Here is an 11,416-nt window from a genome sequence, read left to right on the forward strand (position 1 = left end):
CCATCGGTGTCACCGTGAACGGGCGCGACCACGAGTTCACCGACCCGCTCACCGTGCGTCAACTACTGGAACGACTGGAGTTGCCTTGCCAGGGGGTGGCGCTGGCGGTGGACGGCGCGCTGTTCCCGAAATCACGCTGGGACGAGCCAGTCGGCCGCGGCTGGCAGATCGACGTGGTCACGGCGGTCCAAGGTGGCTGAGGCCCAACCGGCCCGCGACCGGCTCGAGATCGCGGGCCGCACGTTCGGTTCCCGGTTGATCATGGGCACAGGCGGCGCGGAAAGTCTCGCAGTGCTGGAGGAGGCGCTGGTCGCCTCCGGCACCGAGCTCACCACCGTCGCCATGCGCCGAGTCGACGCCGCGGGCGGAACCGGGGTGCTCGACCTGCTGAAACGACTGGACATCACTCCGCTGCCCAATACCGCGGGCTGCCGCACCGCCGCCGAGGCGGTGCTCACCGCCCAACTGGCCGCCGACGCGCTGGACACCAACTGGGTGAAGCTGGAGGTCGTGGCCGACGAACGCACCCTGCTGCCCGACCCGGTGGAACTGCTCGACGCCGCCGAACAGCTGGTGGACGCCGGTTTCGTGGTATTGCCCTACACCAACGACGACCCGGTGCTCGCCAGGCGCTTGGAGGACGCGGGCTGCGCGGCGGTGATGCCGTTGGGCGCTCCGATCGGCACGGGCCTGGGGATCGGCAATCCGCACAATATCGAGATGATCGTGGCCGCCGCCGGTGTGCCGGTAATCCTGGACGCCGGTATCGGCACCGCGAGCGATGCCGCGCTCGCCATGGAGCTGGGGTGTTCGGCGGTGCTGCTGGCCACCGCGGTGACCAGGGCACGCAAACCCGCGCTGATGGCGGCGGCGATGGCCGATGCGGTGCGCGCCGGCTATCTGGCGCGGGAAGCAGGCCGGATCCCGAAGCGGTTCTGGGCGCAGGCGTCCTCACCTGCGCGGTAGTCCGTCCGGGATATCCCCCATAGCGTCGGGGGGCCTGGATCATCCTCGAGGATGACCGGCAACGCAACCTCATGGCGACGCCGGAAACCGGTTCGATGCGGCATGCTGGTGCCCATGATCGAACTGAAAGGGCTGACCAAACACTATGGCCAGACCGTCGCGGTTCAGGATCTCTCCTTCACGGTCCGCCCCGGGCAGGTGACGGGATTCCTCGGCCCGAACGGCGCAGGCAAATCCACGACGATGCGGATGATCCTCGGCTTGGATACGCCCACCGCCGGTATCGCACTGATCAACGGCAAGCGATACCACGAACTGGACCACCCGTTGCGGGAGGTCGGCGCGCTGCTGGACGCCAGGTGGGTGCATCCGAACCGCTCGGCGCGCGCACATCTGGAGTGGATGGCCGCCACCAACGCTATCCCGAAGAAACGGGTGGACGAGGTACTGCGGCTGGTCGGCCTGTCCGAAGTGGCGGGTAAGAAAGCCGGCGGGTTCTCGCTGGGGATGTCGCAGCGGCTCGGGCTCGCGGGCGCATTGCTCGGCGACCCGCAGGTGCTGCTGTTCGACGAGCCGGTGAACGGCCTCGACCCCGAGGGCATCCTGTGGATCCGCCGGTTCATGCAGCGGCTGGCCGCCGAGGGCCGCACCGTGCTGGTGTCGAGCCATCTGCTGTCGGAGATGGCGCAGACCGCAGAACACCTGGTGGTGATCGGGCGCGGCAAGCTGATCTCGGACACCACCACCGGCGAGTTCATCGAACGCGCCTCCGAGTCGTCGGTCCGGGTGCGTAGCCCGCAGCTGGATCAGCTGCGCAGCCTGCTCACCTCTAACGGAATGACGATTCGCGAGGAAGATGCGGCTCAGGCAGACGCGAGCCAGGGCACCGCTGCCCTGGTGGTTACAGGTGTGACCAGCGACGCGGTCGGCGAATTGGCAGGCGCGGGCGGTATCACCCTGTACGAGCTGTCGCCGCTGCGCGGTTCGCTCGAGGAGGCGTTCATGCAGATGACCGGCGGCGAGGTGCAGTACCACGGACAGACGGACCTGGCGGTCGAGCCGGACCCGGCCAAGGAAGCAGTGGCGATGGGAGGTGCGCTCTGATGGGCGTTCTGGCAGCGGAACGAATCAAACTCACCTCGACCAAGTCCCCGTGGTGGTGCTCGGCGATCGTCGTGGCGCTCAGCCTCGGTTTCGCGGCCCTGCTCGCGTTCGTGACCCGCACCGCGTCGGACACCCCGGAAGCGGGCGTGCCTGCGCTGACGGTTGATGTCGCGACGGTCGGGATCAGCGGTTTCGGTGTCATGGTGCTGATGATCATGGCGGCGCTGACCGTAACCAGTGAATACCGCTTCGGCGTCATCCGGACCACCTTCCAGGCGGTGCCGAACCGGACGAAGGTGCTGATCAGCAAAACCGCGCTGGTCGGCTTGTACGCCGCAGTGCTGACCACGGTGCTGGCGTTTGCCGCGTTCGCGGTGGCCAAGGCCGTCGGCGGCCCCGAGGCGAGCGCGCCGCTGGTGCTGGAGGGCAACTGGCGGCAGATCTACGCGATCCCGATCTACGCGTTCCTGTGCGTGGCGGTCGCCATCGGTATCGGGACACTGGTGCGGCAGTCGGCCGCGGCTATATCGCTGATCGTGCTGTGGATGCTGCTGATCGAACCGTTGGTCGGCATGCTCGGCTCGGTGGGACGCCAGATCAACGCCTTCCTGCCTTTCGCGAATGCGACTCGTTTCATGAGCGGACCCAACGGCCAGGGCGGAGAATGGCACTGGGGCGTGTGGGGCAGCCTGATCTACTTCATCGCCTTCACTGTGATCGTGTTCGGCGCCGCACTGCTTGTAGTGAACCGCCGCGACGCCTGAGACTCGAGCTACCCGGGCAGCCTTCCCTCGCCGTCCGGGTCAGCGGGAGCAGCCTCGTCGAGAGGCCCGCACCCGCCGCGCACCACAGGCCACTGCCCGGCCGTGGTGTGAACACCGGCCCGGCGCAGGTTACGCGCCGGGCTGGTATTTTCTGCCGCGACTTCGTCACAGCGGGGTTCGCGGCCCCGTTGTAGCTGCGTCCGGGAGTGCCCGCTGCGATACTCTCGAGCCGTGAGCGAAACATCTTCCGGCCGTGCCGCGTCCGGAGCGGGGCCGGATGTCGGTGGTTCACCGGCAGATGCGGCTGCTGCTGGCGACGAAGCCGAGATAGCCGTTCCGTTGGCCGCTCACCGCAACCGTCTTCTCCACGCCGGGATGTTGGCATCGTTGGTCAGCGCCATGAACGGGCGTGCGGATGTGATCGGGGTGCTGCGTCGGGCGCGTGAACAGCTCCCCGGCGACCCCTCGTTCGGCGACCCGCTGTCGGTTTCCGGTCCGGGCGGCGCTCGCGCGGTCGCCCGCGCCGCGGACAAACTGGTCGGCGACACCCCCAGCGCGGCTCGGGAGATCGGTTTCGGTGCGCTGCAGGTGTGGCAGGCGGTGCTGGAGCGGATAGGCAGGGGTAAAGGCAGCCATGAGGTGACCGTCATGTTCACCGATCTGGTGTCGTTCTCCTCCTGGTCGTTGTCTGCGGGCGATGAGGCGACGCTCGATCTGCTGCGCCGGGTAGCCAAGGCCATCGAACCGCCGATCGTCGAACGCGGCGGTCATGTGGTGAAGCGGATGGGCGACGGCCTCATGGCGGTATTCGACTCCGCCGACCGCGCCGTGCAGGCGGCGGTAACCGCCAAAAGCAACCTCGCCGATATCAGCGTCGACGGCTACCGCCCCCGTATGCGTATCGGCCTGCACACCGGTTCGCCCCGCGAAATCGGCGGTGACTGGCTCGGCGTCGATGTCACCATCGCCGCCCGGGTGATGGAGGCGGGCGGCAACGGCCACACCATGCTGTCGCAGACCACCCTCGACGCGCTTTCCTCGCACACCCTGGAGGAGCTGGACCGCTCCGTCCGCCCGTACCGGCGCAGTTTCTTCGCGGCCCCGCTCAGCGGGGTGCCGGACGATCTGCGCATCTTCAAGCTCGGCTCCAGCCGGGCCGGTGGTTCACGAGCTTGAAAGATGCAGCTGCCCGTTCAGTGTCCTTCGAGAGCGGTGTGCAGGGTGACCGCCCACTGGCGGACGATCTCTTTGCGGCGCGCCGAGTCGTCGGTGAGCACATCGGCCAAGCCCAGGCCGCGGGCGAGGTCGAGGGTGGCCTGCACCAGGTGATGGGCGACCGGGTCGGAATCGTCAACGCCGAGCGCCTCGACGGCCCGGCGGTGCGACACCCGGCCGAACTTGGCCTCCAGTGGGACGATGCGTTCCCGTAGTGCCGGGTCGGCGGCGGCGTGCGTCCACACCTGCAGTGCCGCCTTGAACAGCGGGCTGGTGCAGGACTCCACCAGCCCGGTGACCACCGCCTGGGTGCGGTCCACACTTGCCTCGAGACCGGCGGCCGCCGCCTGCGCTTCGGCCATCGCCTCCGCGGTCCGTGTCTCGAACATATGCTCCAGCGCAGCCATGATGAGGTCTTCCCTGGTCGGGAAGTGATGCTGGGCCGCGCCGCGGGAAACTCCCGCTCGTTCCGCAACCACCGAAACCGTTGCTGCCGCCCAGCCTGTTTCGGCCAGGCATTCGATGGTCGCCTCGAGCAGCCGCTGCCGGGTGGCCCGGCTGCGGTCCTGCTTGGGTGTGTGCGGGGTGGCCATGGTCATCTATTCTGCCCAGCGAGGCGGGCGCCGCTGGAGGAAGGCAGTCATGCCCTCGATAACCTCTTCGCTGCCGAAGAAACTGCCGGAACGCCGCGCGAGCTCATCGGCCGACCGGTCGAACTCGGCGAGAACCGCTGCGGTGGTGAGGCGTTTGCTTTCGGCCAGCCCCTGCGGTGAACCTTTGCGCAGTTCGGCCCGCAGCCGCGCGACCTCCGCCGCCGGATCCTCGGCCGCGAGGGTGAGCAGGCCGATCCGTTCGGCCGTTGCGGCATCGAATTTTTCGCCGGTCAAAAAATAGCGGTCCGCGGCGCGCGGTTGCAGGCGGGGCAGCAGGGTGAGCGAGATGACGAACGGCGCGAGCCCGAGCCTGGCCTCGGTGAGCGCGAAACTGCTGTCCGGTCCGGCGACCGCGATATCGCAGGCGGCGACGATACCCATTCCGCCCGCCCGAACATTGCCGTCGATCTGCGCGATCACCGGTTTGGGCAGTTCCAGGACGGCGCGCAGCACCCGCACCATCCAGCGGGTGCGTTCGTCGGCGGCGGCCGCCGGGTCGGCGTGCACCGCCTCCTTCAGATCAGCGCCCGCGCAGAAGGTGTTGCCGGTGTGGGTGAGCACCACCCCGCGCACCTGCTCGTCGGTGGCAGCCCGGCCGAGTCCGTCGAGCAGCTGTGTCACCAGCCACGAGGAGATCGCGTTGCGGTTGTGCGGGGAATCCAGGGTGAGCGTGGCGAACCCGTCCTCGACCGCGTATCGGACGAAGACCGGTGTCTCGGTATCGGGCACGGTGACACTCCAGCTCTCGATCGGGCTTGCGCTGTCAGTAGGACTTCGGCAGACCCAGCGAATGCTGGGCGACGAAGTTGAGGATCATTTCCCGGCTCACCGGCGCAATCCGGGCGATCCGGGCGGCCCCCAACATCGCCGCCAAGCCGTATTCACTGGTGAGTCCGGAGCCCCCGTGGGTTTGAATCGCCTGGTCGAGCGCTTTGATACTGGCTTCCGCGGCAGCGTATTTCGCCATGTTCGCGGCCTCGGCGGCGCCCATTTCGTCCCCGGCGTCGTAGAGGGTGGCAGCTTTCTGCGTCATCAGCTTCGCCATTTCCAGTTCGACTTTCACCTGCGCCAGCGGATGCGAAATACCCTGGTGCGCACCGATCGGGGTCTTCCACACCGTGCGTTCCCTGGCGTATTCGACAGCGCGGTCCAGCGCGTAACGGCCGACTCCGATGGCCATCGCAGCACCCATGATGCGTTCCGGGTTCAGGCCCGCGAACAACTGCATCAGCGCCGCGTCCTCCTTGCCGACCAGCGCGGTGGACGGCAGCCGGACATCATCGAAGAACAGCGTGAACTGGTGGTCTGGTTCGATGATGTCCATCTCCTGCGGGGTTTTCACGAAACCCTCGGCATCGGTGGGCACAATGAACAGCGCGGGCTTGAGTTTGCCCGTTTTATGGTCTTCGGAGCGGGCCACGACCAGCACCGCCTCGGCCTGGTCCACTCCGGAGATGAAGATCTTGTGTCCGCTCAGGATCCAGTCGTCGCCATCTCGGCGGGCGGTGGTGGTGATCTGATGCGAGTTGGAGCCCGCATCGGGTTCGGTGATCGCGAAAACCATCTTCGCCGACCCGTCGGCCAGCTTGGGCAACCACTGCGATTTCTGCTCGTCGGTATCGTATTTGGTGATGATGGTGCCGCAGATCGCGGGCGATACCACCATGAGCAGCAGGCCCGCGCCCTGGGCGGACAGCTCCTCCATCACCAGCGACAGCTCGTACATGCCCGCACCGCCGCCGCCGTACTCCTCGGGCAGGTTCACTCCGAGGAAGCCGAGCTTGCCCGCTTCGTTCCACAGTTCGGTCAGCGGCTCGTTGTTACGCGCCTTGGGCAGCACATAGTCGCGATAGGTGTATTTGGCGGCCAGTGCCGCGACGGCGGCCCGCAGCTGTTTGCGTTCGTCGGATTCGATGAAACTCATGGAAATCACTCCTGGTTGTCGCCCGCGGGTTCCACCACGGCGAGGACGGCCCCGACATCGACCTGCTGGCCGACGGTGACGTTGACGGCGGTGAGTACACCGGCGGCGGGTGCGGCGATAGTATGTTCCATCTTCATCGCCTCCAGCCACAGAATCGGCTGCCCCGCTTCCACAGTGCTGCCCGGCTCTGCGCCGAGCCGGATCACGCTACCCGGCATGGGAGCCAGTAGCGAACCGGTGGCGACGTGTTCGGCGGGATCGCTGAAACGGGGGAGTCTGCGCACACCGACCGGGCCGAGCGGCGAGTCGACGTACACCAGGTCGCCGTACCGGGCGATGGCGAACTGACGGCGGACCGGGCCGCGTGGACCGGGAACCGCCAGCACAACGCGGTCGGGGGTGGCTTCGATCAATTCGAGGCCGTCGTGCCCTGCCACGGTGACACCGCCGTTGCGGTCGAACCGGTAATCGATCTCGTGCGCCCCGCTGGTCCGACTCTGGTAGGACTTGCGCTGCAACTGTGCGGGCAGGTTCCGCCAGCCGCTGGGCAGCCCGCTTGCCACCTTCGCGGCGGCCCGGTTGGCGGCGGCGTCGGCGAGAGCGGCGGCCACGATGGACAGCGACTCGTCGACTTCGGACACCAACGGCGCGGACAGCGCATCCAGGCCGTGCGTACCTCCGCCTTCGCTCCGGCCGTGCGCTCTGTGCGTACCTCCGCCTTCGCTCCGGCCGTGCGCTCTGTGCGTACCTCCGCCTTCGCTCCGGCCGTGCGCTCCATGCGTGTCGAAGAAGGCGGTGTCGGTGTCACCGGCCAGGAAAGCCGGATGCCGTAGCACCCGAACCAGCAGGTCGCGATTGGTGACCAGACCGTGGATGCGGGCCCGGTGCAGGGCGGCGGCCAGCAGCCGGGCCGCTTCGGCACGGGTCCGGCCATAGGAGATGACCTTCGCCAGCATGGGGTCGTAGTGCACGCCGACCACGGAACCATCGACCACACCGGTGTCCAACCGCACACCCGGCTGGGTGAGCACGTCGAATTCGGCGGCCACGCCGGGGATATCGATGCGATGAACGGTCCCGCTCTGCGGCTGCCACTCCTGCGCCGGGTCCTCGGCGTACAACCGGACCTCGATCGAATGCCCCCGCATCACAGGCGGTTGGGTGGGCAGTGCATCGCCGGCTGCGATATCCAGTTGCAGCCGCACCAGGTCGAGCCCGGTGGTGCATTCGGTCACCGGATGCTCCACCTGCAGGCGCGTGTTCATCTCCAGGAAGAAGAACTCGCCCGCCTCGTCGGCGAGGAACTCCACGGTGCCCGCCCCGGTGTAGTCGATGGCGGCGGTGGCAAGCCGGGCCGCTTCGAACAACCGCTCCCGCATCCCGTCGACCCGCTCGACCAGCGGCGACGGCGCCTCCTCCACCACCTTCTGATGTCTGCGCTGGATGGAGCATTCGCGTTCGCCGACGGCCCAGATGCCGCCGTGCGTATCCGCCAGCACCTGAACCTCGATATGCCGGCCGGTTTCCAGATAGCGTTCGCAGAACACCGTCGGGTCACCGAACGCCGACTCCGCTTCCCGGCGCGCGGCCGCGAGCTGCGGTTGCAGCTCGGCCAGTTCGCGCACCACCCGCATACCGCGCCCACCGCCGCCGGCCGACGCTTTGATCAGCACCGGCAGCTGCGCCTCGGTGATCTGCGCCGGGTCGAGCTCGGCCAGCACGGGAACGCCTGCGTCGGCCATCATCTTCTTGGCTGCGACCTTCGACCCCATCTGCTCTATGGCTGCGACGGGTGGTCCGATCCAGGTCAACCCCGCCTCCAGCACGGCCCGCGCGAAGTGGGCGTTTTCGGAGAGGAACCCGTAACCGGGATGGATGGCGTCAGCACCGGTGGCCAGCGCCGCGTCGATGATCAGGTCGGAACGCAGATAGGTGTCGGCCGGTGCGCTCCCCGGTAGATGAACGGCCGCATCGGCTTCCGCGACATGCGGGGAGTCGGCGTCGGCGTCGGAGTAGACGGCGACCGTGCCCAGCCCCATCCGGCGGCAGGTCGCGAACACTCGGCGCGCGATTTCGCCCCGGTTGGCTACCAGAACCGTGGTTATCGTGGGCCCCGTCATGGACACAGCGGATGCCCCCGCGGCGGCGCCGGACGGATGCGGTGAAGTGGGAAAGCTCACGGGTGCCTCACATTCGGAAGACGCCGAACCCGTCGGCGCCCTTGATCGGGGCATTGTGAATGGCCGACAGCGCCATCCCCAATACCGTGCGGGTGTCCCGCGGGTCGATCACGCCGTCGTCGTAGAGCCGACCCGACATGAACATGGCCAGCGATTCGGCCTCGATCTGCGCTTCCACCATGGCCCGCATCCCGGCGTCGGCTTCTTCGTCGAACGGCTGGCCCTTCGCCTCGGCGGCGGCCCGCCCGACTATCGAGATGACACCGGCCAACTGTGCTCCGCCCATCACCGCGGATTTCGCGCTGGGCCAGGCGAAAACGAACCGCGGATCGTAGGCGCGCCCACACATTCCGTAATGGCCCGCGCCATAGGACGAGCCGATGAGCAGTGAAATATGCGGCACCTTCGAGTTCGACACCGCGTTGATCATCATCGCACCGTGTTTGATGATGCCCTTCTGCTCGTATTCCTTACCGACCATGTAACCGGTGGTGTTGTGCAGGAACAGCAGCGGGGTGTCGGTCTTGTTGGCCAGCTGGATGAACTGGGTGGCTTTCTGTGATTCCTCGGAGAACAGCACCCCGCGCGCATTGGCCAGAATGCCCACCGGGTAGCCGTGCAGTTCGGCCCATCCGGTGACCAGGCTCGACCCGTAGAGCGGCTTGAACTCGTCGAAATCAGAGCCGTCCACCACACGAGCGATCACTTCCCGCGGATCGAACGGGACCTTCAGATCCGCGGGAACGATCCCGAGCAGTTCTTCGCTGTCGTAGCGCGGCGCGATCACCTCGCTGCGCGGAGCAGGCCCGGCCTTGCGCCAATTCAGCCGTTTGACGATCTGCCGCCCGATCCGTATCGCATCCTGCTCGTCGACCGCGTAGTAATCGGCGAGACCGGATACCCGGGCATGCATATCGGCCCCGCCCAGGGATTCGTCATCGGATTCCTCCCCGGTGGCCATTTTGACCAGCGGCGGACCGCCGAGGAACACCTTGGAACGTTCCTTGATCATCACCACGTGATCGGACATGCCGGGTATGTAGGCACCGCCCGCGGTGGAATTACCGAAAACCAAGGCGATGGTGGGAATACCGGCCGCCGAAGCCTGGGTGAGGTCGCGAAACATCCGCCCGCCAGGTACGAAGACTTCCTTCTGCGTTGGCAGGTCGGCGCCGCCGGATTCCACCAGCGAGATCACCGGAAGCCGGTTCTCGCGGACGATATCGTTGACCCGCAACGTTTTGCGTAACGTCCACGGGTTCGAGGTGCCGCCACGCACGGTGGGGTCGGGTGCGACGATCATGCATTCGACGCCCTCGACCACCCCGATCCCGGCGACGGTGCTGGCGCCGACATGGAATTCGCTGCCCCAACCGGCCAGCGGGCACAGCTCCAGGAACGGCGAATCCTCGTCGATGAGCAGTTCGATCCGTTCCCGCGCGGTCAGTTTGCCGCGTTTGCGGTGCCTGGCCAGTTTGTCCGGGCCACCGCCCGCGATGGCCTTGGCGAATTCGGCGGATACCTCGGCCAGTTTCTCGGTCATCGCCGCGGCCGCCGCACCGTATTCGGGGGCGGCAGTGTCGAGCGTGCTGCGCAGCGTGGTCATGAGTGGAACCCCAGTCGCTTCCCGGCCAGGCTGGTGAGGATTTCGGTGGTGCCGCCGCCGATACCCAGAATCCGCATATCGCGGTATTGGCGTTCGACTTCCGATTCGCTCATGTAGCCGAGCCCTCCGAACAATTGCACCGCCTGATTGGCCACCCATTCACCGGCTTCGACGGCGGTGTTCTTGGCGAAACACACCTCCGCGATCAGATCGGTTTCCCCGGCGGCGCTGCGGTTGAGTACCTCGCGGGTGTAGACCCGGGCGACGTCGATACGCCGCGCCATATCGGTGACGGTGTTCTGCACAGCCTGCCTGCTGATCAGCGGGCGGCCGAACGTTTCCCGGTTGCGCACCCATTCCAGAGTCAGGTCCAGGCAGCGCTGCGCACTGGAGTACGCCTGCACCGCAAGGCCGGCGCGTTCGCTGACGAACGCCGCCGCGATCTGGGCGAAACCGGAATTCTCCTGCCCGACCAGGTTCTCCACCGGGACCCGCACATCCTGATAGGACAGTTCCGCGGTATCGGAGGCCCGCCAGCCCATTTTGTCCAGTTTGCGGCTCACCGTGAACCCCGGCGTATCGCGCTCCACCACAAGCAGCGAGATACCGCTGGATCCGGGGCCACCCGTGCGTACCGCGGTGACCACGAAATCGGCGCGGCAGCCGGAGGTGATGTAGGTTTTGGCGCCGTTGACGATGTAGTGGTCGCCGTCGCGGCGTGCGGTGGTGGTCAGGTGGCCGACGTCGGAGCCGCCACCAGGTTCGGTGATGGCGAGGGAGCCGATTTTCTCGCCGGCCAGCGTCGGCTTCACCCAGCGTTCGATGTGCTCGGCGTTGCCGGAGGCGATCAGGTGCGGGACCGAGATACCGCAGGTGAACAGCGAAGCGAACAGGCCACCGGAAGCGCCGGCCTGATGCATCTCTTCGCAGACGATCGCGGCGTCGATACCGTCCCCGCCCGCACCACCGACCTGTTCGGGGTACTGGATGCCGAGCAGGCCGAG

At 67.2% G+C, this 11,416-nt stretch carries 11 protein-coding genes; 5 read left to right on the forward strand and 6 right to left on the reverse strand.

The genetic code is table 11. The features are described 5' to 3' along the window. The first annotated feature begins 2 nt into the window (after positions 1–2). The 5 genes from thiS to B0T44_RS25075 all read left to right on the forward strand — a co-directional run bounded on the left by thiS (position 3) and on the right by B0T44_RS25075 (position 4,010). A complete protein-coding gene (gene thiS / locus B0T44_RS25055) occupies positions 3–200 on the forward strand; it encodes a sulfur carrier protein ThiS (protein WP_081512684.1) in 198 nt (65 codons plus the stop codon). After that, positions 193–966, forward strand: coding sequence for a thiazole synthase (locus B0T44_RS25060; RefSeq protein ID WP_077115580.1), 774 nt, complete (start codon positions 193–195; stop codon positions 964–966). The genes thiS and B0T44_RS25060 overlap by 8 nt, the downstream gene beginning before the upstream one ends. A 114-nt stretch (positions 967–1,080) precedes the next feature. Continuing rightward, the gene (locus tag B0T44_RS25065; RefSeq protein ID WP_077115704.1) at positions 1,081–2,070 is read left to right on the forward strand and encodes an ABC transporter ATP-binding protein; all 990 of its coding nucleotides are present in this window, start codon (positions 1,081–1,083) and stop codon (positions 2,068–2,070) included. Further along, entirely contained in the window at positions 2,070–2,834 is a 765-nt protein-coding gene (locus tag B0T44_RS25070) for a DUF2705 family protein (protein ID WP_077115581.1), read from the forward strand. Before B0T44_RS25065 ends, B0T44_RS25070 begins: the two co-directional genes overlap by 1 nt. Before the next feature lie 375 nt (positions 2,835–3,209). Next, positions 3,210–4,010, forward strand: coding sequence for an adenylate/guanylate cyclase domain-containing protein (locus B0T44_RS25075; RefSeq protein WP_077115582.1), 801 nt, complete (start codon positions 3,210–3,212; stop codon positions 4,008–4,010). A 17-nt stretch (positions 4,011–4,027) separates the two neighbouring features. Here the strand turns inward: B0T44_RS25075 and B0T44_RS25080 are convergent, their stop codons facing one another. The 6 genes from B0T44_RS25080 to B0T44_RS25105 all read right to left on the reverse strand — a co-directional run. Beyond that, positions 4,028–4,642 (reverse strand): TetR/AcrR family transcriptional regulator, encoded by a 615-nt coding sequence (locus B0T44_RS25080; RefSeq protein ID WP_077115705.1) that lies wholly within the window; start codon positions 4,640–4,642, stop codon positions 4,028–4,030. A gap of 6 nt (positions 4,643–4,648) precedes the next feature. Beyond that, positions 4,649–5,431, reverse strand: coding sequence for an enoyl-CoA hydratase family protein (locus B0T44_RS25085; protein ID WP_077115583.1), 783 nt, complete (start codon positions 5,429–5,431; stop codon positions 4,649–4,651). 34 nt (positions 5,432–5,465) lie between these two features. After that, the gene (locus tag B0T44_RS25090) at positions 5,466–6,626 is read right to left on the reverse strand and encodes an acyl-CoA dehydrogenase family protein (RefSeq protein ID WP_077115584.1); all 1,161 of its coding nucleotides are present in this window, start codon (positions 6,624–6,626) and stop codon (positions 5,466–5,468) included. A 5-nt stretch (positions 6,627–6,631) separates the two neighbouring features. Next, positions 6,632–8,746 carry an acetyl/propionyl/methylcrotonyl-CoA carboxylase subunit alpha gene (locus B0T44_RS28360; RefSeq protein ID WP_081512686.1) on the reverse strand — a complete coding sequence of 705 codons (2,115 nt, stop codon included), beginning with the start codon at positions 8,744–8,746 and terminating at the stop codon, positions 6,632–6,634. 67 nt (positions 8,747–8,813) lie between these two features. Further along, on the reverse strand, positions 8,814–10,412 hold the full coding sequence (locus B0T44_RS25100) for an acyl-CoA carboxylase subunit beta (RefSeq protein WP_077115585.1): 1,599 nt from the start codon (positions 10,410–10,412) through the stop codon (positions 8,814–8,816). After that, positions 10,409–11,416, reverse strand: a 1,008-nt coding sequence (locus B0T44_RS25105) for an acyl-CoA dehydrogenase family protein (protein ID WP_081512688.1), incomplete at its 5' end; no start/stop codon positions are given. The genes B0T44_RS25105 and B0T44_RS25100, both read right to left, overlap by 4 nt.

Origin of the sequence: Nocardia donostiensis, assembly GCF_002081715.1 — a bacterium.
Lineage (GTDB): Bacteria > Actinomycetota > Actinomycetes > Mycobacteriales > Mycobacteriaceae > Nocardia > Nocardia donostiensis.